This window comes from Pseudomonas sp. FEN (genome assembly GCF_904067045.1).
Classification (GTDB): Bacteria; Pseudomonadota; Gammaproteobacteria; order Pseudomonadales; family Pseudomonadaceae; genus Aquipseudomonas.
In genome coordinates this window covers 656,682-676,622 of the sequence record NZ_CAJFDC010000001.1, presented here as the reverse complement: position 1 = coordinate 676,622, position 19,941 = coordinate 656,682, and the positions used below count along the sequence as shown (strand labels likewise).

At 59.9% G+C, this 19,941-nt stretch carries 21 protein-coding genes; 9 read left to right on the top strand and 12 right to left on the bottom strand.

All coding sequences use genetic code 11. The annotated features are described in order from the left end of the window. Window positions 1-21 precede the first annotated feature (21 nt). Window positions 22-435: a VOC family protein gene (locus PFEN_RS03210; protein WP_191485584.1), complete on the bottom strand. Its 414-nt coding sequence runs from the start codon at window positions 433-435 to the stop codon at window positions 22-24. A 48-nt stretch (window positions 436-483) separates the two neighbouring features. On the opposite strand from PFEN_RS03210, the gene PFEN_RS03205 reads away from it, so the two are divergent. Further along, window positions 484-1,410 (top strand): LysR family transcriptional regulator, encoded by a 927-nt coding sequence (locus PFEN_RS03205; protein ID WP_191485583.1) that lies wholly within the window; start codon window positions 484-486, stop codon window positions 1,408-1,410. On the opposite strand, the gene ribD is transcribed toward PFEN_RS03205, so the two are convergent. From ribD to PFEN_RS03175, 6 genes are all read right to left on the bottom strand, one after another. Further along, on the bottom strand, window positions 1,389-2,495 hold the full coding sequence (gene ribD / locus PFEN_RS03200) for a bifunctional diaminohydroxyphosphoribosylaminopyrimidine deaminase/5-amino-6-(5-phosphoribosylamino)uracil reductase RibD (RefSeq protein ID WP_191485582.1): 1,107 nt from the start codon (window positions 2,493-2,495) through the stop codon (window positions 1,389-1,391). The two genes, PFEN_RS03205 and ribD, sit on opposite strands and share 22 nt — an antisense overlap. Continuing rightward, window positions 2,492-4,195 carry a WD40 repeat domain-containing protein gene (locus PFEN_RS03195; protein WP_191485581.1) on the bottom strand — a complete coding sequence of 568 codons (1,704 nt, stop codon included), beginning with the start codon at window positions 4,193-4,195 and terminating at the stop codon, window positions 2,492-2,494. The genes ribD and PFEN_RS03195 overlap by 4 nt, the downstream gene beginning before the upstream one ends. A gap of 78 nt (window positions 4,196-4,273) precedes the next feature. Beyond that, on the bottom strand, window positions 4,274-4,867 hold the full coding sequence (locus tag PFEN_RS03190; RefSeq protein WP_191485580.1) for a GTP cyclohydrolase II: 594 nt from the start codon (window positions 4,865-4,867) through the stop codon (window positions 4,274-4,276). Window positions 4,868-4,940: 73 nt separating this feature from the next. Then, complete coding sequence (locus PFEN_RS03185; protein ID WP_191485579.1) at window positions 4,941-5,948, bottom strand: formylglycine-generating enzyme family protein; 1,008 nt, start codon at window positions 5,946-5,948, stop codon at window positions 4,941-4,943. Between the two features lie 69 nt (window positions 5,949-6,017). Further along, window positions 6,018-6,758, bottom strand: coding sequence for a class I SAM-dependent methyltransferase (locus PFEN_RS03180; RefSeq protein WP_191485578.1), 741 nt, complete (start codon window positions 6,756-6,758; stop codon window positions 6,018-6,020). Window positions 6,759-6,848: 90 nt separating this feature from the next. Further along, window positions 6,849-7,292 carry a DMT family transporter gene (locus PFEN_RS03175; RefSeq protein WP_191485577.1) on the bottom strand — a complete coding sequence of 148 codons (444 nt, stop codon included), beginning with the start codon at window positions 7,290-7,292 and terminating at the stop codon, window positions 6,849-6,851. Window positions 7,293-7,510: 218 nt separating this feature from the next. On the opposite strand from PFEN_RS03175, the gene moaC reads away from it, so the two are divergent. The 4 genes from moaC to PFEN_RS03155 all read left to right on the top strand — a co-directional run bounded on the left by moaC (window position 7,511) and on the right by PFEN_RS03155 (window position 9,676). Further along, entirely contained in the window at window positions 7,511-7,984 is a 474-nt protein-coding gene (moaC, locus tag PFEN_RS03170) for a cyclic pyranopterin monophosphate synthase MoaC (RefSeq protein ID WP_191485576.1), read from the top strand. Then, entirely contained in the window at window positions 7,981-8,223 is a 243-nt protein-coding gene (locus tag PFEN_RS03165; protein WP_191485575.1) for a MoaD/ThiS family protein, read from the top strand. The genes moaC and PFEN_RS03165 overlap by 4 nt, the downstream gene beginning before the upstream one ends. Before the next feature lies 1 nt (window position 8,224). Next, a complete protein-coding gene (moaE, locus tag PFEN_RS03160; RefSeq protein ID WP_191485574.1) occupies window positions 8,225-8,674 on the top strand; it encodes a molybdopterin synthase catalytic subunit MoaE in 450 nt (149 codons plus the stop codon). A gap of 225 nt (window positions 8,675-8,899) precedes the next feature. Then, on the top strand, window positions 8,900-9,676 hold the full coding sequence (locus PFEN_RS03155; RefSeq protein ID WP_191485573.1) for an ABC transporter substrate-binding protein: 777 nt from the start codon (window positions 8,900-8,902) through the stop codon (window positions 9,674-9,676). A 261-nt stretch (window positions 9,677-9,937) separates the two neighbouring features. Here PFEN_RS03155 and PFEN_RS03150 read toward each other — a convergent pair whose 3' ends face one another. From PFEN_RS03150 to PFEN_RS03130, 5 genes are all read right to left on the bottom strand, one after another. Beyond that, window positions 9,938-10,567 carry a transcriptional regulator gene (locus tag PFEN_RS03150; RefSeq protein WP_191485572.1) on the bottom strand — a complete coding sequence of 210 codons (630 nt, stop codon included), beginning with the start codon at window positions 10,565-10,567 and terminating at the stop codon, window positions 9,938-9,940. A 164-nt stretch (window positions 10,568-10,731) separates the two neighbouring features. Continuing rightward, window positions 10,732-11,859: an NAD(P)/FAD-dependent oxidoreductase gene (locus tag PFEN_RS03145; RefSeq protein WP_191485571.1), complete on the bottom strand. Its 1,128-nt coding sequence runs from the start codon at window positions 11,857-11,859 to the stop codon at window positions 10,732-10,734. Window positions 11,860-11,923: 64 nt separating this feature from the next. Continuing rightward, window positions 11,924-12,874, bottom strand: a complete 951-nt coding sequence (locus PFEN_RS03140) for an ornithine cyclodeaminase family protein (RefSeq protein WP_191485570.1) — start codon at window positions 12,872-12,874, stop codon at window positions 11,924-11,926. Between the two features lie 131 nt (window positions 12,875-13,005). Next, window positions 13,006-14,481, bottom strand: coding sequence for an ATP-dependent RNA helicase RhlB (rhlB, locus tag PFEN_RS03135; protein ID WP_191485569.1), 1,476 nt, complete (start codon window positions 14,479-14,481; stop codon window positions 13,006-13,008). A gap of 76 nt (window positions 14,482-14,557) precedes the next feature. Then, window positions 14,558-15,214: an alpha/beta hydrolase gene (locus PFEN_RS03130; protein WP_191485568.1), complete on the bottom strand. Its 657-nt coding sequence runs from the start codon at window positions 15,212-15,214 to the stop codon at window positions 14,558-14,560. Window positions 15,215-15,694: 480 nt separating this feature from the next. Here PFEN_RS03130 and PFEN_RS03125 point away from each other — a divergent pair, with 480 nt between their 5' ends. From PFEN_RS03125 to PFEN_RS03110, 4 genes are all read left to right on the top strand, one after another. Next, window positions 15,695-16,726 (top strand): amino acid ABC transporter substrate-binding protein, encoded by a 1,032-nt coding sequence (locus PFEN_RS03125; RefSeq protein ID WP_191485567.1) that lies wholly within the window; start codon window positions 15,695-15,697, stop codon window positions 16,724-16,726. Between the two features lie 66 nt (window positions 16,727-16,792). Next, window positions 16,793-17,974 (top strand): amino acid ABC transporter permease, encoded by a 1,182-nt coding sequence (locus tag PFEN_RS03120; RefSeq protein WP_191485566.1) that lies wholly within the window; start codon window positions 16,793-16,795, stop codon window positions 17,972-17,974. Window positions 17,975-17,984: 10 nt separating this feature from the next. Beyond that, window positions 17,985-19,082 carry an amino acid ABC transporter permease gene (locus PFEN_RS03115; protein ID WP_191485565.1) on the top strand — a complete coding sequence of 366 codons (1,098 nt, stop codon included), beginning with the start codon at window positions 17,985-17,987 and terminating at the stop codon, window positions 19,080-19,082. 10 nt (window positions 19,083-19,092) lie between these two features. Continuing rightward, a complete protein-coding gene (locus PFEN_RS03110) occupies window positions 19,093-19,857 on the top strand; it encodes an amino acid ABC transporter ATP-binding protein (RefSeq protein ID WP_191485564.1) in 765 nt (254 codons plus the stop codon). Window positions 19,858-19,941: the final 84 nt, after the last annotated feature.

Genomic DNA, 19,941 nt, shown 5'->3' with positions numbered 1-19,941 from the left:
GCTTCTTTCCTTGAAGAGAGTTCAGTAAATCGGCCAGCAACCTGGCGTGAGCAGTTCGACGAGGTTTGCGTCGGGGTCGCGGAAGTAGAGGCTGGATCCCCCCCTGGGCCACTGGGTCCGACCTTCAATGGCAATGTCCGCCTGGTGTAGACGCTGCTCCCAGGCGGGCAGGTCCGATTTGTCGATGGCGAAGCAGATGTGAATGCGGCCGCTGGCGTCATGAGGCGGGATTTCGCCACCACTCAGGTACTTGGTTTCGAGAGAGGCCCCTCGTCTGAATAGCAATAAGGTATTCTGGTCGCCAATGTTGAGGGCAACCAGGACATTGCTCTCAGCCATGATCTCCAGTTCGAAGTGCCGGACATAAAAGTCTCTGGCAAGACTGAGGTCATTCACATACAGCGCTGTTTCAACAATCCGCTTGAGTTGAAGCATGTGTTGCTCCTTGTTCGGGAGGATGCTCCCCTGGTTGGAAATGACAGGATGGTCACGGTCTTACTGCGCAATATCGATTTGAATCTGCTGGTGGTGCTGGATGCGCTGCTGACGGAAAGGCACGTCACCCGTACAGGTACACGTTTGCACCTGAGTCAGCCGGCGATCAGTCACTCCCTGGGTAAGCTGCGGGTTCTGCTGGACGATCCGCTGCTGATCCGCGAGGGCGGCGAGGTGGTACTCAGCACCCTGGCGCAGAGTATTCAGGCACCGCTGCGCGATATCCTCAGTCAGATCGAAACCTTGTTCGGTAGAACCATCGACTTTGATCCGGCCAGTTCCCAGCGCACGTTCAATCTGGCGATGTCCGATTATGGCGCGGCGATTGTCCTGCCCAGACTGCTGGTGCGGCTGCGCCGTGAAGCGCCGAACACTACGTTGCTGGTGACGCAGGGCAGTCGGCATGTGATGACCGAGCAGGTTGCCCAGGGCAAGATCGATCTCGCGCTGGGGGTGTTCCCGAACCTGACCCCGGACATCTCCATGGAGGTTCTGTTCGAGGAATGCTTCTCGTGCCTCCTGGATCGGCGGACCTTGCCCGCAGGTAGCGGATTGAGCCTGGAGACTTATCTCGCGCGGCCGCATATCCAGGTGTCGATGGATGGCGGGACCCATGGCGAAGTCGATAGTCTGTTGCGCGCCGAAGGGTTGCGCCGCCGTATCGCCGTGAGTGTGCCGCATTGGCGTACCGCGCCTAGCATGCTGCACAATACCGACCTGATCCTCACCGTGGCCACTCGGACCCTGAACGACACGCTGTTGAACTCGGACCTGATCCAGTTGCCGCCACCGTTCACGATTCCGTGTTTTCCGTTCGTGCAGATCTGGCACGCGCGTTTCTGTGACGACCCCGCGCATGTCTGGTTGCGGCAGCAGGTCAAGCAAGTGGTAGCTCACGCCGTGCTCGCGGACTGAACTGGGCGCAGGCGCAGGCGCAGATCGGGCCCTATCTGGATCACCTCGTACAAGGTGAAATCCAGCGTGTCTCCCAGACTCTCAAACGCAGGCAGATGCAGCAGCGGCCGGGCCAGGTCGCCCAGCAGACGTGGAGCCACATACAGCAACAACTCGTCCACCAGGCCGGCGCGCAGCAGGTTGCCGGCCAGTGTCGGGCCGGCCTCCACCATCATATCGTGCATCCCACGATCACTGAGGTGGCGCATCAGGGCCACCAAGTCAAGACCGCTGCTATCGCCCCCGAGCCGCAATATGTCTTCGTTGTCGTGCGCTTCTCTACGGCTGTCTTCATGTATCACATGCAGGCTCGGTGCCTGCTGATCGAACACTCGCGCGCAAGTGGGCACCCGACGCTGACTGTCGAGAATGACCCGCAGCGGAGCGATGGCCTCGGGGGAGGCCAATTGGCGCACCGTCAGCGACGGATCGTCCGCCAGTACCGTGCCGCTGCCAGTGAGAATCGCTGCACTGCGGGCCCGCCAATACTGAACGTCTTCGCGAGCCCTTGGGCTGGTGATCCATTTCGAGGCTCCGTTGCCCAGCGCGGTGCGTCCATCCAGGCTCATTCCCATCTTCAATTGCACCCAGGGGCGCCGGTGTTGCACGCTGGATAGAAAACCCCGGTTCAGTTCCCTGGCGGCCTCCTTGCACAGTCCGATGTTGACCTCTATCCCGGCTGCCCGCAGTTGGGCGATACCCTGGCCGTTGACCTGCTTGAACGGATCTTCGTGGGCGATGACCACCTTACGCACACCCGCCTCGATCAGCGCCTGGTGACAGGCGCCAGTACGACCCACATGGCTACAGGGTTCGAGCGTGACATAGGCGGTCGCGCCCCTGGCCAGGGCACCGGCCTGACGCAGGGCGAAGACTTCGGCGTGGGGACCTCCCGCACGCCGATGCCAGCCCTCGCCCACGACTTGACTGCCATGGGCGATCACACACCCGACCCGGGGATTGGGCCAGGTGGAGTGACTGCCAAGCTCGGCCAACGACAACGCACGCTGCATGTGTTGAAAGTCGACTTCGCTGAAGTGACTCATGACACGTATCGCTGCGACGAGGTGTGGGTGCTGATCGGATAGATGCGTCCGTCGTAGGCGCTGGCCAGGAATCCACTGCCCTCGGCGTCATGGGACAGGCAGGAAATGCCGCTGGCGGTCGGCTTAGTGACTTTGGACCAGGTCCGTGTGACGAGATCGAACAGTGCGACGGTGCCTCCGTAGCTGCCGGTGGCGATTAGCTTGCGATCCTTGGAGATAGCAATGCACTTGATCGAATGATGGTGTGGCGTTTCGTAGACTTCGCTTGTGCCTTCCTGCCATAGCCGCAGCTTCAAGTCGCGACCGATACTGGCGAAACCGCCTTCTATCTGCGTGCAGCCATTGGAGATCCGGTCGTGGGCTCTGTCCAGATAGGTTTGCAGTTCGAAGTCGGCGATACGGAAAAACGCCGCTGCCGCGGTCGCGCAGACACTGAAGAGGTAGGTCTCGTCCGCGGCGATACCCTTGATGGCGTTCTCGTGCATGCGCACTGCGCTGAGAAAGCGCGGCTGCCCAGCGTCCAGACAGAAAATCAGCGCTTCGCCAGTGTAGGTCCCGATGGCTGCATGCGGTTTGCCATCTTTGTGGAAGGTCGTGCCGCAGTTCAGCGGTGAGCGATGCTGGTAGATGGTTTGTCCGGTGCGGGCGTCGAATACCGTACCCATCTGGCCGCCGGTCAATACGTTGTCACCGAAGGGTAAAAGGAAGTTGCACAGGCTGCCCGCCTTGGTGCTTGGCTGGCCATTGATCTGCAGGATGCCGGCGTCACCGATGCTATAGATATCTTCACCGACCATGGTTACGGCATTGAGGCTGATGGCGGGGTCGATGGCGTCCAGGTCCCAGGCCTGGTTGTGGAAGTTCCAAGTGGCGTAGCTCGAACCGAAGGTCACGAAGGCGATCTGGTTGGTGCCCAGCAGTGCGCAACTGCGCGGCCAGATGATGCTTGGCAGCGACGTTTCGGCGGTCTTGACCAGCTGGTTGTCACTGTTCAGGTGCCAGAGCATCACGCAGCGATCATAGCTCAGGCTGATCAGCAAACGCTGGGCATCGTCCCAGATAATGCGCTTGATCCCCGCCGCGTGCGCCAGTTGCAGGTGGCTGCCGGTAGGGCTGATGATCGACAGTTTGCCTTCATCGTCACCGGCAAAAATGATGCCTTCGCGTGACAGCGCCACGGTGTCGGTTTCCACGCCACCCAGGTCGATGATGTCCAACTGTTGTCCGGTCCGGAAGTCCCAGCGCCGGATTGAGCCATCGTCGCTGCTCGATACCAGGGTTTCACCGTCGGCCGCCCAGCATACCGAGATCACATCGGCGCTGTGGCCGTTGAGGATCTTCAGGGTTTGACCCGTGAGGTTGAATAAGCGAATGCTGTGGTCACGGGAGCAGGTGGCAATGGTCTGACCGTCAGGCGAAAACGCCGCCATTTCAATGTCATCGTCATGACCGATCAGAACGCTTTTCAAGCGCAATGAGGGGACCTCCCAGACGCGTGCGGTATAGTCGCTGCTGGCGCTGACCAACAGAGTACCGCTGGCGTTGAAGGCACACTGATTGGCCAAGTGATCGTGCAGTACCCGCTGAATAGGGGTCTTGGTCTTGGCGTCCCAGAGAATGACCTGGTTGTCGTAACCGGCGGTGGCGACATAAATATCTTTGAATGTGGCAATACCGCTAATAGGACCGAAATGTTTCATGAATAGGTATCCTTGATACTGAAGTTGGCATGTTTCGGATGACCAAAACGATTTTCAGAGATAAATCGCAGTATTGTTTTAAATATTAATTAGATGATTTTTCTTGTCTATTTTTGCTTGCAGGTAATGGGTGTTGTGTCGAGTCAGGAACACCCCGGTGGGGATGATGCTGTCGACGTTGATACCATTGTCGACAAGGGCTTTGATTTTCTCCGGGTTGTTGGTGATCAGCTTGCAATTATGAATATTCAGGGCTTTCAACATATCGGCAGCCATGGAGAAGTCGCGGTCGTCTTCAGGGAAGTTCAGATGTGTGTTGGCCTCGAAGGTATCCATGCCGCTGTCCTGAAGACGATAGGCGTCCAATTTGGCGTATAAGCCAATACCACGACCTTCTTGCCGCAGGTAAATCAGGTAGCCGCCTTCCTCTTGCATGCGTAAGATGGATTCGTTCAATTGAGGGCCACAGTCACAGCGTTGTGAGCTGAAGACGTCGCCCGTCAGGCATTCGGAGTGAATGCGTACCAGTGGACTATTCTTATTGTCAGGTCCCAGTTTGATAACAATATGCTCGTGGGCACTGTCTAATCCGCTGAAACTGTAAAAGGTGCCGGGATTGGAAGCTTCGTTCAGAGGTATGTCTACGTGATTTCTTACGCTTAGGCGACTCATAGGACTTCCTTCCGTTCTTCGGGAACGTGTGTTTTTTTGAAATAGGGACTTTGTGAAATCGGGACTTTCGGGGTCAGAGGGTTTCTGCGAGTCGAAACCCCATGACGTAGATTTCGCGCGGGTATTTGCCGTGTCGCCGACAATTGCGGGTCAGGTCGCGAAATCGGGTAAAACTGCCGCCCCTGGCAACGCGGTGGGTGCCAACGACGGTGACCAGGTCATCGACAATTGCCCGACCGCCGGGGTAGGGCGCGTAGTTGTCGGATACGTACTCTTCAACGTTACCGGCCATGTCCATGCAGCCGAAAGGCGAGGTGCCCTCAGCCAGCAGGCCCACTGGCGTGGTCATGAACAGACCCATTTCAGCGGTATTGGCGTGGTTGGGGACAAAGGTGTTGCCCCAGGGATACTCCAGGTTCTGCGGCCCTGCCGCGGCAAACTCCCATTCAGCTTCGGTCGGCAGGCGGAATGAGCGTCCGGTGGATTCGGTTAGCCAGGCGGCATAGGCATCGGCGTCGTCGGCGCTGAGTCCGTAGACCGGGTGATTGGCACGTTCGACAGGAAATTGCCCGAATGACCAGCTTTCCGGGAGGCGTGCCTGGCCCGAACTCTCGAGAAAGGCACGGTATTCCAGGTTGGTCACCGGGTACTTACCTATGGCGTAGGGATTGAGCCATACCGGGTGGCGGGGAACTTCCTTTTCGATCCAGGTACGATCCAACCCTAGACCCTGCATGTCCCGCATAACCTGGTCGACCGCGGACTCCGCAAGTCCGATCTCGATGGCGCCGCCTTCGATGAGGATCATTGGTGGATTGAGTACGTCCAGGCGCGGGTCCATGGTCAGCGCCAGCAGTCGGGCGGCTGCGAGGCGAAAAGGCAGGGGCGTGCCGGGGGTTTCCACGCGGCTGGCGAGTTGCCTGGCCGATTCCTCGCTCAGTTGTCGCCAGGCTGAAAGCGGCAGCCTGGGATCAAGACTCGCCTGGAAACCTGCCGGCAGTCCCATCAGTTCTCTGTCGGACATTTCAGCGGTCAGGGGGCCGTCAAATACCGGCCAATGGGTAAACCCCTTGGATGTCATAGTGCTGTTTTCCTGCTACTGGATGGTTGAAAAGAGCCCGAACGTGGTGTCACGGTTCCTGCTTGATCTTCAACGGGTGCAGATCAACCCGGTTTGCAGGCAGTTTTTTTCGAAGTCATCCCAGTAACCCTTCGGGTGCTTGGTCCGAATGGCTTCGGAGATGATCGGCTTCTGCCACTGATACCTGGAGAAGCCTGCCTTCATGATGGCCCGCTCGTATAAATCGCGGCTCCAGCGATGAAAGGTGAACGGGCTGGGGGGCTGGGTGACGAACTCGGCGTTGTAACGAAAACCGCCTTCATGGGCTTCTTCGGTCAGTACATGCACGCCGTACTTGGTGAAGTTGCCGCGTTGCAGCTCGAAGTCGGGGTCCACCGTATAGGCGACCACCTTGCCACCTGGGGCCAGGTTCTGGGCGACGACCTGGAACATCTTGTCCAGTTCTCTGGGGGATTGTGCGTAGTTGAACAACCAGGCTGCGGTGATGAGGTCGAATTGCCCCAGCACACCCATGTCGCAGACATTGGAAACGTGGTATTCGATGGCTTCTTTGTTGCGGGCCGACTCTTTGCGGGCCAACTCGATCATGGCTGCGGAAATATCCACACCGACCACTTTGCTGGCGCCTTGGTGATAGAGCTCGCGACCGAAATAGCCGAACCCGCAAGCCAAGTCCAGCACGGACTTGTTTTTGACGTCGCCGACCATATGGAAGAAAGTCGCAGTTTCGACGGCGCGTTGGGAAGCACTGTCGGTAAACGACTCGAAGCGTTCGCCAATAGTGTCATAAGTCGCAGTTTGGGTAGTCATTACTCACCTGTGTAGTCTTTTGGTTGTTGTCAATCCCTGACACGGGAACATAAGAAATCTTCTGTTTCGGTGACCCGTATTGCTTTTTTATTAGCGTGTCGCGATAAAGAAACCTCCGATAACAACCAGTACGCCGATGGTTTTTTGTGTGTTGATGAGCTGTCTGGGGAAACCCAGTAGGCCAAAGTAGTCAATGGCTATTGAAATAATCAGTTGGCCAATCAATACCGCCATGATGAAGTTGAGCGCGCCAAGGCGAGGAGCCATCAGCAAGGCGATGGTGATATAAAAAACGCCGGCGACTCCACCCATCCAGATCCACCAGGGACCTTCTTGTAATTGTGCCACGTTAGGACGAGGTGCCTTGACGAGGAGAATCACAATTATAAGTACTAGCGAGCTGACGAACAATGAAACTGCAGTTGCCCATAAAGGGTGTCCGAGTAAGCTGCCCAGTTTTGCATTTGTTCCGGCTTGCAGAGGAACGGCAAAACCGGCAAATAGACTGAGTAGGATGAATGGAAGAATAGTCATGGCGATGGGATCCTTTTTTAACGTTGTACGTTTATTAGTTTACTGGCGCCAATTCTTTGTTTTGATACGAAGTATTCGCAACGCTAATCGACGGAGGTGATCGCCGCTGGTGGGAGGCGGGCCGGTTGTTGGCCCGGGGCTGGTGGAGGCGGTTGATCAGGCGTGCGTGAAGCTGAGTTGCAGGTTTACAATCCACACTCCTGATCAGGAGTATCGCTGTGCTGACTCATCTCGATTCCCAAGGTCGCGCCAATATGGTCGACGTTACCGACAAGAGCGTGACTTTCCGCGAGGCAGTCGCCCAAGCCCGCGTGCGCATGCTGCCCGAGACCCTGCAAATGATCGTCAGCGGTGGCCATCCCAAGGGCGATGTGTTCGCCGTGGCGCGGATCGCCGGTATCCAGGCGGCGAAGAAAACCTCCGAGCTGATTCCCCTGTGTCATCCCTTGCTGCTGACCAGCATCAAGGTCGAACTGAGCGCCGAAGGCGAGGATGCGGTGCTGATTGTCGCGCGCTGCAAGTTGTCCGGGCAGACCGGCGTGGAAATGGAAGCACTGACGGCCGCCAGTGTCGCGGCGCTGACGATCTATGACATGTGCAAGGCGGTGGATCGCGGCATGATCATCGACAACGTGCGCCTGCTGGAGAAGCTCGGTGGCAAGAGCGGGCACTACCTGGCGGATGAGTCATGAAGATCGTCGTCAAGTTCTTTGCCCGCTACCGTGAAGCGCTCGGGGTGGAGGAGCTGTCGGTGGAGGGCGATTTCGCCAGCGTCGATGCTGTCCGCCGGTTTCTGTTGCCGCGCGAAGGCGCGCAGGTCCTTGCTGAACAGAACCTGATGTGCGCGCGCAATGAGGATCTTTGCGCGCTTGACGAGCCGCTGACCGATGGCGACGAAGTGGCGTTTTTTCCCACGGTGACTGGAGGCTGAAATGGCGATTCGCGTACAGGTGCAAGCATTCGATCCGGGAGTGGAGGTCAATGCGTTGCACGCCGCCAACCTGGGAATCGGCGCGGTGGTGAGTTTTGTCGGCTATGTGCGTGATTTCAATGACGGGCAGGCGGTGGCGGGGATGTTCCTGGAGCATTATCCGGGGATGACCGAAAGGGCCTTGGGCAAGATCGTGACGCAAGCCCATGAGCGCTGGCCATTGCTCGGGCTGGAGGTGTTGCACCGGGTCGGTGCCCTGGAACCGGGTGAGCCCATCGTGTTTGTCGGGGTCACCAGCGCCCATCGCCAGGCGGCCTTCGATGCCTGCAATTTCGTCATGGACTACCTGAAAACCCGAGCGCCATTCTGGAAAAAGGAAAATACCGCCGAGGGCCCGCACTGGGTCGAGGGTCGCGCCAGCGACCAGGCGGCGGCGGAACGCTGGAAGTAGTGTTTGCGTCCGTGCGATCAGCGCGGGCCCTCGAACCTTACCCCTCCCATCCGGACACCTTCAAACATCCATCTGTGCATGGCTTTCTGACAAGGCACGCGCATTTGCTCGTTGACGAACTGTACCAATAAGTCCACGATGGACTAATAAGTACAAAATAGCGCTATCGTCTTCTTTCCTACTGTCTTGCCACAACACCTCCAACAAAAGAGCGGGAGTTCCAGCATGAAGAAGTTCACCCTGATCGGCGGTCTGGCCTTGAGCCTGCTGGCCGGCAGCACGGCGTTTGCCGCCGAGCCGACCCTGCGTATCGGCATTGAGGCGGCTTACCCGCCGTTTGCCTCGAAAACCACTGAAGGCACTATCGTCGGCTTCGACTACGACATCGGCAACGCCCTGTGCGCGCAGATGAAGGTCAAGTGCGAGTGGATCGAAGGTGAGTTCGACGGCCTGATCCCCGCCTTGAAAGTCAAGAAAATCGACGCGGCCCTGTCGTCCATGACCATCACCGACGAGCGCAAGCAGTCGGTGGATTTCACCCACAAGTACTACTTCACCTCTTCGCGTCTGGTGATGAAGCAGGGCGCGGTGGTGGATGACCATTACGCCAGCCTCAAGGGCAAGACCGTCGGTGTGCAGCGTTCGACCACCACCGATCGTTACGCCACGGAAGTCTTCGAGCCGTTGGGCATCAAGGTGATGCGTTACGGTAACAACGAAGAGATCTACATGGACCTGGCCTCCGGGCGGTTGGATGCGATCTTTGCCGACACCATTCCGCTGGACGATTTCCTCTCGATGCCGCGCGGTGCCGGTTACGCCTTTGTCGGGCCGGAGCTCAAGGATCCGAAGTACGTCGGCGAGGGTGCCGGGATCGCGGTGCGCAAGGGTAATGGCGAGTTGGTGAGCAAACTGAACAAGGCCATCGACGGGATTCGGGCCAGCGGTGAGTACCAGAAGATCGAGGGCAAGTATTTCAAGACGGATATCTACGGCGACTGATTATTGGAGCCCTGATGTCTTCGGCCTGGCCGAAACTTGTGGCGAGCGGGCTTGCCCGCGTTGGGGCGCGAAGCGCCCCTGAAGTCAGCGACTTCATCGTCTCAGATAAAACGTAGTCACAGGTTTTGCGACTGCTGCGCCGCCGAGCGCGGGCAAGCCCGCTCGCCACAAAACCGCGCCCGACTTTAGACCTTCGTGTATTGACTGATAGTGGGCAAGACCTCTACAAACTTGGTGTTCGCATGCGCGATGGGGTTGCCCTCAGACCTCCGCCTTCAATTCCTTCAGGTGTTTGTACACCGTCGCCCGCCCCATGTTCAGCACGTTGGCCACATAGTTGGCCGCGCTCTTGCCCTTGAACGCCCCCTCGGCGTGCAAGGCCAGCACCAGTTCGCGCTTGTGGTCGCGGGTCAGCAGGTTCAGCCCCAACTGTCGCTGGCGTAGCCAGCCATGCAGGAAGGTATTGATCCGCTCCTGCCAGTCATCGCGAAACAGCGCATCCGGCTGCGGGATCAGTTTGTGCGGCGAGAGGAACAGGTCCAGCGCGGCCTTGGCGCTTTCGAACAGGGAAATATTCAGGTTGATGCACAGCACCGCCACGGGCATGCCCTGGGCGTCGTGCAGCACCGTGCTGACACTGCGGATCTTCTGGCCGTCCCAGTTGAGTTTCTCGTAAGGACCGATATTGCGTTCCTCGATCCCTGCTTCGAGCATGTCCTCCAGCGCCGCGTCATCGCCGATCTCGCGTTTGGAGATATTGTTGGCGATGTAGTCGATCCGTTGCGTGCGCAGGTCGTGCAGGACCACTTCCGCATGGGGAAAGAACAGTGTGGCGATGGCATCGGCAATCGCCCGGAAGTTGTCCAGGGTGGGGGCCTGTTTGGGTGTCATGGTGATTCTCCAGGCAACTTCAGCATCCGGGCGGGAGCCAAAGGAAACAACTGGTGCGTTGATCAGGCCGGCACGCAAGAGGCTGGCCTGATCGTCGCGCGGCAAATGGGTCATGGCCTCGGATAGGGGCGCTCTGGCGAGTGTGCCGCAATCAGCGTCGGTCGTCACCCGAGACGGGCTGGGGAGAGCATCGAGGCGTCCAGGCCGAACTGCCCGAGGTGTTCGGGCAAGGCCTGGCCGCGGACCAACGCCGCGCTGGCCTGGCCCATCGCCGGAGAGGTCTGGATGCCGTAGCCGCCCTGGGCGGCGACCCAGAACAGGCCAGGCACCTGGGGATCGAAGCCCGAGACCAGATTGCCGTCATGGACGAAACTGCGCAGGCCGGCCCAGATGCGGGTCGGGCGGCGAATGGTCAGGGTGGTGGCTTCCTCGATCTGGTGGATGCCCATGGCGATATCCAGTTCTTCGGGTTGCACGTCGTGGGGCTCGACCGGGTCGGCGTTGGCCGGGGAGCCGAGGAACATGCCGGCGTCCGGTTTCATGTAGAAGGACTCGTCGAGACTCACCAGCATCGGCCAGTCGTGGATATCCAGGCCTTCGGGCGGCGCGAAGATAAAGGCGGCCCGGCGCTTGGGCTGCAGGCCCAGGGGGCGGGCGCCGGCCAGTGCGCCGATCTGGTCGGCCCAGGCGCCGGCGGCGTTGATCAGCACTTTTGCGCTGAAAGTCTGCCCGGCGGTGCGGACCTGCCACAGACCTTCGGCATCGCGCTCAAGTCCGAGGACTTCACAGTCGGTATGGACCTGGCCCTGCTGGCGCCGGATGCCGCGCAGATAGCCCTGGTGCAGGGCGTCGGTGTCGATGTCGCTGGCGCTGGGGTCGTAGATCGCGCCGTGGACCTTGTCCCGGCGCAGGATCGGCAGGCGCGCGCAGGCCTGCTCGGCGCTGAGTAGCTGTGTCTCGGGCACGCTGGCTTTGGCACTGAGGTATTGCTGCCGCAGTTCGTCCGGGTCGCCGCTGAAGTCCACGGTCATTTCGCCCCGGGGCGTGAGCAGCGGGTGTTCGGCGAAGCCCGCTGGCGGCGCATCGAAAAAGGCCCGGCTGGCGAGGGTCAGGGCGCGGACCTGGGGCGTGCCGTAGGCGGCGGTATAGAGGGCGGCGGAACGTCCGGTGGAATGGTAGGCCGGGTGCGATTCACGTTCGAGCACGATCACCCGGCCATGGGGGGCCAGCCAGAAACCGGTGGAGGCGCCGGCAATGCCGCCGCCGATGATGATGAAGTCTGCCTGATTCATTCAAAGCCTCCTGCGGATAGGTTCTATGTAGGCGCCAGCTTGCTGGCTCCTACAGGATCGGTGTTCAGCCTGCGTTGTGGTGCAGATGATAGAGCGCATTGGCCAGGGCGATGTCTTCCAGGCCCAGGCCGATGGAGCGGAAGAACACATGGCGCTCGTAGGTCGGCCGTGGCATCCGCCCGCTGAGCAGCTCGGCCAGGTCGCCACGGATCTGGCCGACGTCCCAGCCGTGCTGGCTGGCGGCGATCAGCATTTCCCCGGCCGACTCCGGCGTGGTCTTGCGATAGTCGCAGTAGACCTGCATGTCGCTCAAGGCCCGCGGCGGCACTTCATGGGCGCGCGGAGCGTTGGTGCTGATGGAACTGATCAGGGCCGGCTTGCGCAGCCGGCTCGGGTCGATGACCGGGGTCGCGGAGGAGGTGCACAGCAGGATGACATCGGCATCTTCCAGGGCCTGCTCGAGCTGCTCGACAATGTGCAGGCGCGGTTCGATGTCGATCAGGCGCGTGCGTTTATCGGTATTCACATTGGGTGAGTAAAGGCTGATGTCCTGCCAGTCGCGCAGGCCCCTGGCGTAGTGCAGGTGCGCCTGGGCGACCGGACCGCTGCCGACGATCGCCAGACGCTTGGCATCCAGCGGGGCCAGGGCGTCGACGGCCACGGCGGTGGTGGCCGCGGTGCGCGCGACGGTCAGTTCGCCGGCATCGCACAGCAGCAGCGGCTGGCCGGTTTGCATGGACATCAGCAGGGTCCAGGCGGTCACCAGCGGACCTTGCTCGCGAACGATGTAGGGCGAGGTCTTGACGCCATAGACCTGGTCGTCGGCCAGCACACCCAGGTAGTTGATGAAGTCGCCGGCGCCTTGCGGGAACTCCACCCACTGCTGGGCCGGCTGCACGGCCTGTCCGCTCGCCAGGTCGCGGAACAGCTTGCGCAGGATTCGTGGCACGTCGATCTGCCGCAGGAGTCGGTGCGCCTGGTGGCGGTCGAACACGTAGGGGCTGTGGCCGGACATGAGGGTGCTCCCGAAGGCTTTGAATTAAACTTATTTGTCCATTATGGACTTTTAGTTTATTTCGGCAATCGCTGGGCGAAAAAAAACGCCGCCTGGTATCGGGCGACGTTCCTGGGTAAGGCATTCAGGCCTCAGGGGCGCTGGCGCACTACCGGACGTAACAACTCGGTGGGTGGCGTTTCGCAGCTGATCTTGTGTCCCAGCAGGGTCTCGATCGCCGGCAACTGGTAGGAGTCGTCTTCACCGGCGAAGCTGATGGACACGCCGTCAGCGCCCGCTCGCCCGGTCCGCCCGATGCGGTGCACGTAGTCGTCCGGCACTTCCGGCAGGGTGAAGTTGATCACGTGGCTGATGCCGTCGATATGGATCCCGCGACCGGCCACGTCGGTGGCCACCAGTACGCGGATCTTGCCTTCGCGGAAGCCTTCGAGGGTCTTGATACGCTTGTGTTGCGGCACGTCGCCGGACAATTGCGCGGCGTTGACGCCGTCGCGTACCAGGCGCTCCTCGATCCGCCGCACTTCATCCTTGCGGTTGGCGAATACCATCACCCGTTCCCAACCATTGTCGGTGACCAGGTTGTAGAGCAGCTTGTACTTGTCGGCGCCAGCCACGGCGTAGACGTGCTGTTCGACGTTGGCGCTGGCCACGTTCTGCGATTCGATCTCGACAATGGACGGCTCGGTGGTCCATTGCTTGGCCAGGTTCATCACGTCCTCGGTGAAGGTGGCCGAGAACAGCAGGGTCTGGCGTTCGCTCTTGGGCGGTGTCTGGCGGATGATCTGCCGGACCTGCGGGATAAAGCCCATGTCGAGCATGCGGTCGGCTTCGTCGAGGACCATCACTTCGACCATGTCCAGGTGCACTTCGCCGCGCTGGTTGAAGTCCAGCAGGCGGCCCGGGGTCGCCACCAGGATGTCGCAATGGCGGGCCTCGAGCAGCTTGAGCTGCTTGTCGAAGTCCATGCCGCCGACAAACTGCATGACGTTGAGGCCGGTGTACTTGGTCAGGTCGGCGGCGTCCTTGGCGATCTGCACCACCAGTTCACGGGTCGGCGCGATGATCAGCGCCCGCGGTTCGCCCATGTAGCGCTCTTTCGGCGGCGGGGTCTGCAACAACTGGGTGATGATCGAGATCAGGAAGGCGGCGGTCTTGCCGGTGCCGGTCTGGGCGCGCCCGATGGCGTCCTTGCCGGCCAGGGTGAAGCCCAGGACCTGTGCCTGGATCGGCGTGCAGTAAGGGAAGCCGAGGTCCTGGATGGCATGCATCAGTTCCGGCGCAAGCTTGAAGTCGTGGAAGCGGGTCTTGCCTTCCTGCGGCTCGACGACGAAGTCCTCGAGCTTCCACGGCTTGGCGGCTGGTTTCGGCGCTCGTTCACGGCGCGGCGCCGCGGCTTTCGGCTGTTCGGCGCGTGGCGTTTCGACCGCGACGGCTGGCTCTGACGGTTGGGCGGCCGGGGCTTTCGGTTTGGCGGCAGGCTTGGCGCGATCCGATGGTTGGCCGTGACTGCGGCTATCGGAGCTTGGGACAGGAGCGCTGGAACCTGGTGCGAGCTGCTCAGCCTCGCTTTTACCGAATATTTTTTTGAGTGCTTTGAGCACGGTCATCTCGTTAATTTGGTTAAGGAATGTACGCCGGCCAGTGTAATGCAAGAATCGGGCGCGGCGTAGTGCGTTACCGCTATCAGCGCAAACGAGCGGCCAGCCAGGTACCGATGTCCTGTATTTCTTCGGGTAACACTTCGTGGCCCATTGGGTATTCTTGCCATGTCACGGTGACATCAAGGCGCTTGAGGTGCTCATAGGCGGTGCGCCCCATGGCGTTCTGGACCACTTCGTCATAATGGCCATGCAGGCAGAGCACCGGAATGCGCTGTTGGCTGGCCGAAAGTTGCAGGGCATCGCTGAATGTCGGGGCATAGGTCGACAGCGCCAGGACGCCGCCGAGAGCGCCCTGCCACTTCAGGAACGCGGTGTGCAGCACCACGGCGCCGCCCTGGGAAAAACCGGCCAGGAAGATCCGTGACGGGTCGATCCCCGCGGCCCGCTGGGCTTCTATCAATTCCATGACGGTCGCCGCGGACTCTTCGAGCTCCTCCAGACTGATGGAGCGCGCCGGGCTCATGGCCTTGATGTCGTACCAACTGGGCATGGCATAGCCGCCGTTGATGGTCACGGCGCGGGTCGGCGCCTGGGGCAGGACGAAGCGCGTGCTCGTCAGGCTTTCCTGCAGCGCCTCGGCCACCGGCAGGAAGTCATAGCGGTCGGCTCCCAGCCCGTGAAGCCAGATAACACAGGCGTCGGCGGTCTTGGCGGGGTGAATGATCAGCGGTTCAGTCATGTGTGCTCCATTAATGTGCGTGCGCTCCAGATGTGTGCGCGGTTACGGTGCGTAAAGAGTGGATTCGTTAACAAAATGTCGCAAAACTGACCGTTCCTCTATTGACCCTTGGCTGAATCGCTTTAGCCGCCACTGTGGTACGGGCTTTGCTATGGGAGAACCGAGTGAATGCATTCTCCCCTGGCGGTAACACTATCAGTCTACCGCTGGCCGTGGGATAGCAAATGAATCCGTCTAGGTGGGTTCTGATTCACGTTCGCCAAGGGCCGGCAGGGCTTTAGCGAATCTGGAAAGGGCTGATGCCCGTTCGGCCAATTTGGTGGGCGGTGAGTTTTACAGACGGGAGATTTTCTCCTACTAAACTCATAGCTCAAGTCTTTAGCCGCTTGACCCAAAAAAATGCCAGCACGGGTTAACAGCGCCTCATAAGGGTGCGGCTAGACTCTAGCTCCGACACAACAAGAGCAACTGGAGGTTTGAATGAAGATGTTGAAATCCACCCTGGCAGTCGTGACTGCAGCCGTCGTACTGGGCGTCAGCGGTTTCGCGCAAGCGGGCGCTACCCTGGATGCCGTACAGAAAAAGGGTTTTGTTCAGTGTGGCGTGAGTGATGGCTTGCCGGGCTTCTCGGTGCCTGATGCTTCCGGCAAGATCGTCGGTATCGACGCTGACGTCTGCCGTGCCGTGGCCGCTGCCGTATTCGGCGACGCGACCAAGGTCAAGTTCAGCCAGTTGAACGCCAAGGAGCGCTTCACCGCGCTGCAATCGGGCGAAATCGACATCCTGTCGCGTAACACCACCATGACCAGCTCCCGTGACGCCGGCATGGGCCTGTTTTTCCCGGGCTTCATCACCTACTACGATGGCGTCGGCTTCCTGGCCAACAAAAAACTGGGCGTGAAAAGTGCCAAGGAACTGGATGGCGCGACCATCTGCATCCAGGCCGGTACCACCACCGAACTGAACGTGTCCGACTACTTCCGCGCCAATGGCCTGAAGTACACCCCGATCACCTTCGACACCTCCGATGAAAGCGCCAAGTCGCTGGAATCCGGTCGTTGCGACGTGCTGACCTCGGACAAGTCCCAGCTGTTCGCCCAGCGCAGCAAGCTGGCTTCGCCGAAAGACTACGTCGTTCTGCCGGAAACCATCTCCAAGGAGCCTCTGGGCCCAGTGGTGCGTAACGGCGACGATGAGTGGAACAAGATCGTCCGTTGGGTCGGCTACGCGCTGCTCAATACCGAAGAAGCCGGTATCACTTCGAAAAACGTCATTGAACAAGCCAAGTCGACCAAGAACCCGGACGTTGCTCGTCTGCTGGGTGGCGACGGTGAATACGGCAAGGATCTGAAACTGCCGAAGGACTGGGTCGTCAAAATCGTTTCCCAGGTCGGTAACTACGGCGAGATCTTCGAGAAGAACCTCGGCAAGAGCACTCCGCTGGAAATCGACCGCGGCCTGAACGCTCTGTGGACCAACGGCGGCATTCAATACGCACCTCCCGTGCGCTGATTGACCTATCGCCCGGCAGGCCAACTGCCGGGCGATGTTCCTGTTCCGTTCTTCCTGGGGCACTTCATGCAAAATAAAATCGGCGCACCCAAGCAGAGGCTCAGCTTCAGCGACCCCAAAGTGCGTGCGTGGCTATTTCAGATCATCACGATTGTCGCGGTGATCTCGCTGGGCTGGTATCTGTTTCACAACACCCAGACCAACCTGCAACACCGAGGCATTACCTCGGGTTTCGGCTTTCTTGAACGCAGTGCCGGTTTCGGCATCGCCCAACACCTGATCGACTACACTGAATCGGACAGCTATGCCCGGGTGTTCGTCATCGGCCTGCTCAATACCCTGTTGGTAACGGTCATCGGCGTTATCCTGGCGACCCTGCTGGGGTTCATCATCGGTGTGTCGCGACTGTCGTCGAACTGGGTGATCAACAAGCTGGCCACCGTCTATATCGAGGTATTCCGTAACATCCCGCCATTGTTGCAGATCCTGTTCTGGTACTTCGCGGTGTTCCTGACCATGCCGGGACCGCGCAACAGCCATAACTTCGGTGACACCTTCTTCGTCAGCAGTCGCGGCCTGAACATGCCGGCGGCCATTGCTTCCGAAGGTTTCTGGCCATTCGTGATCAGCGTTGTGCTGGCCATCGTGGCGATCGTGCTGATGAGCCGTTGGGCGACCAAGCGCTTTGAAGAAACCGGCGTGCCGTTCCACAAGTTCTGGGTCGGCCTGGCGCTGTTCCTGGTGATTCCGGCGTTGTCTGCCCTGGTCTTCGGCGCACCGGTGCACTGGGAGATGCCCAAGCTGCAAGGGTTCAACTTTGTCGGTGGTTGGGTGCTGATCCCTGAACTGCTGGCCTTGACCCTGGCCCTGACGGTGTACACCGCGGCGTTTATCGCCGAGATCGTGCGCTCGGGTATCAAGTCGGTCAGCCATGGCCAGACCGAGGCGGCGCGTTCCCTCGGCCTGCGCAACGGTCCGACCCTGCGCAAGGTGATCATCCCGCAAGCCCTGCGCGTGATTATTCCGCCGCTGACCAGCCAATACCTGAACCTGGCGAAGAACTCGTCCCTGGCCGCCGGTATCGGTTACCCGGAAATGGTTTCGTTGTTTGCCGGTACGGTGTTGAACCAGACCGGGCAGGCCATTGAAGTCATTGCCATCACCATGAGCGTGTACCTGGCGATCAGTATCAGCATTTCCCTGCTGATGAACTGGTACAACAAGCGCATTGCGCTGATCGAGCGGTGAGGAAACGCCCATGAGTACGCATACTTTCAAACCCGACATGCCACCGCCGAGCAACAGTATTGGCGTGGTGGCGTGGATGCGCGCCAACATGTTCTCCAGCTGGCTCAACACGCTGCTGACCCTGTTCGCCTTCTATCTGATCTACCTGATCGTCCCACCGCTGTTGCATTGGGCCATCCTCGACGCCAACTGGGTCGGCACCACCCGTGCCGACTGCACCAAGGGGGGCGCCTGCTGGGTGTTCATCCAGCAGCGTTTCGGCCAGTTCATGTATGGCTACTACCCGCCCGTGCTGCGCTGGCGCGTGGACCTGACCGTGTGGCTGGCGATCATCGGCGTGGCACCGTTGTTCATCCCGCGCTTCCCGCGCAAGGCGATCTATGGCCTGGGTTTCCTGGTGCTGTACCCGATCATCGCCTTCACCCTGTTGCGTGGCGGTTACCTGGGCTTGCCCAGCGTCGCCACCACCGAGTGGGGCGGCCTGATGCTGACCCTGGTCATCGCCACCGTCGGTATCGCCGGGGCCTTGCCATTGGGGATCATGCTGGCGCTGGGGCGGCGTTCGAACATGCCGGCGGTGAAGGTGGTCTGCGTGACCTTCATCGAGTTCTGGCGTGGCGTGCCGTTGATCACCGTGCTGTTCATGTCCTCGGTGATGCTGCCGCTGTTCCTGCCTGAAGGCATGAACTTCGACAAGCTGCTGCGAGCGCTGATCGGGGTGATCCTGTTCCAGTCGGCCTATGTCGCCGAAGTGGTGCGTGGCGGTCTGCAAGCCATTCCCAAGGGGCAATATGAAGCCGCTGCCGCCATGGGCCTGGGTTACTGGCGCTCGATGGGTCTGGTGATCCTGCCGCAAGCCTTGAAACTGGTGATTCCGGGGATTGTGAACACGCTCATCGCGTTGTTCAAGGACACCAGCCTGGTGATCATCATCGGCCTGTTCGACCTGCTCAACAGCGTCAAGCAAGCCGCCGCCGACCCGAAATGGTTGGGCATGGCCACCGAAGGCTACGTGTTCGCCGCCCTGGTGTTCTGGATTTTCTGTTTTGGTATGTCCCGCTATTCCATGCATTTGGAACGCAAGCTGGACACAGGCCACAAGCGTTAGGAGTTTTTTCATGAGTGAAGCGATCAAACAGCCTGTGGGTCCTGAAGGCATTATTCAGATGCAGGGCGTGAACAAGTGGTACGGCCAGTTCCACGTGTTGAAAGACATCAACCTGAATGTCCGGCAGGGCGAGCGTATCGTCCTCTGCGGTCCGTCGGGTTCGGGCAAGTCCACCACCATCCGCTGCCTCAACCGTCTGGAAGAGCACCAGCAGGGTCGTATCGTGGTTGATGGCGTGGAACTGACCAACGACCTCAAGCAGATCGAAGCGATCCGCCGTGAAGTCGGCATGGTGTTCCAGCACTTCAACCTGTTCCCGCACCTGACCATCCTGCAGAACTGCACCCTGGCGCCGATGTGGGTGCGCAAGATGCCCAAGCGCGAGGCGGAAGAAATCGCCATGCATTATCTGCAGCGCGTGCGTATCCCGGAGCAGGCCCACAAGTTCCCGGGCCAGTTGTCCGGTGGTCAGCAGCAGCGTGTGGCGATTGCCCGTGCCTTGTGCATGAAGCCGAAAATCATGCTGTTCGACGAGCCGACCTCGGCGCTCGATCCGGAAATGGTGAAAGAGGTATTGGACACCATGATCGGCCTGGCCGAAGACGGCATGACCATGCTTTGCGTGACCCACGAAATGGGCTTTGCCCGTACCGTGGCCAACCGCGTGATCTTCATGGACAAGGGCGAAATCGTCGAACAGGCGGCGCCGAACGACTTCTTCGACAACCCGCAGAACGATCGGACCAAGCTGTTCCTGAGTCAGATCCTGCATTGATCGGCTCACGTTGAATGAAAAACCCGGACCTGGTCCGGGTTTTTTTTCGCCTGCGTTTTATCGATCAGGTGAGCGGGTGTCGAT

Coding starts and splice junctions, on each gene's coding strand:
- PFEN_RS03210 (WP_191485584.1), bottom strand. CDS start 435: ATGCTTCAACTCAAGCGGATTGTTGAAACAGCGCTGTATGTGAATGAC.
- PFEN_RS03205 (WP_191485583.1), top strand. CDS start 484: ATGGTCACGGTCTTACTGCGCAATATCGATTTGAATCTGCTGGTGGTG.
- ribD (WP_191485582.1), bottom strand. CDS start 2,495: ATGAGTCACTTCAGCGAAGTCGACTTTCAACACATGCAGCGTGCGTTG.
- PFEN_RS03195 (WP_191485581.1), bottom strand. CDS start 4,195: ATGAAACATTTCGGTCCTATTAGCGGTATTGCCACATTCAAAGATATT.
- PFEN_RS03190 (WP_191485580.1), bottom strand. CDS start 4,867: ATGAGTCGCCTAAGCGTAAGAAATCACGTAGACATACCTCTGAACGAA.
- PFEN_RS03185 (WP_191485579.1), bottom strand. CDS start 5,948: ATGACATCCAAGGGGTTTACCCATTGGCCGGTATTTGACGGCCCCCTG.
- PFEN_RS03180 (WP_191485578.1), bottom strand. CDS start 6,758: ATGACTACCCAAACTGCGACTTATGACACTATTGGCGAACGCTTCGAG.
- PFEN_RS03175 (WP_191485577.1), bottom strand. CDS start 7,292: ATGACTATTCTTCCATTCATCCTACTCAGTCTATTTGCCGGTTTTGCC.
- PFEN_RS03165 (WP_191485575.1), top strand. CDS start 7,981: ATGAAGATCGTCGTCAAGTTCTTTGCCCGCTACCGTGAAGCGCTCGGG.
- moaE (WP_191485574.1), top strand. CDS start 8,225: ATGGCGATTCGCGTACAGGTGCAAGCATTCGATCCGGGAGTGGAGGTC.
- PFEN_RS03155 (WP_191485573.1), top strand. CDS start 8,900: ATGAAGAAGTTCACCCTGATCGGCGGTCTGGCCTTGAGCCTGCTGGCC.
- PFEN_RS03150 (WP_191485572.1), bottom strand. CDS start 10,567: ATGACACCCAAACAGGCCCCCACCCTGGACAACTTCCGGGCGATTGCC.
- PFEN_RS03145 (WP_191485571.1), bottom strand. CDS start 11,859: ATGAATCAGGCAGACTTCATCATCATCGGCGGCGGCATTGCCGGCGCC.
- PFEN_RS03140 (WP_191485570.1), bottom strand. CDS start 12,874: ATGTCCGGCCACAGCCCCTACGTGTTCGACCGCCACCAGGCGCACCGA.
- rhlB (WP_191485569.1), bottom strand. CDS start 14,481: ATGACCGTGCTCAAAGCACTCAAAAAAATATTCGGTAAAAGCGAGGCT.
- PFEN_RS03130 (WP_191485568.1), bottom strand. CDS start 15,214: ATGACTGAACCGCTGATCATTCACCCCGCCAAGACCGCCGACGCCTGT.
- PFEN_RS03125 (WP_191485567.1), top strand. CDS start 15,695: ATGAAGATGTTGAAATCCACCCTGGCAGTCGTGACTGCAGCCGTCGTA.
- PFEN_RS03120 (WP_191485566.1), top strand. CDS start 16,793: ATGCAAAATAAAATCGGCGCACCCAAGCAGAGGCTCAGCTTCAGCGAC.
- PFEN_RS03115 (WP_191485565.1), top strand. CDS start 17,985: ATGAGTACGCATACTTTCAAACCCGACATGCCACCGCCGAGCAACAGT.
- PFEN_RS03110 (WP_191485564.1), top strand. CDS start 19,093: ATGAGTGAAGCGATCAAACAGCCTGTGGGTCCTGAAGGCATTATTCAG.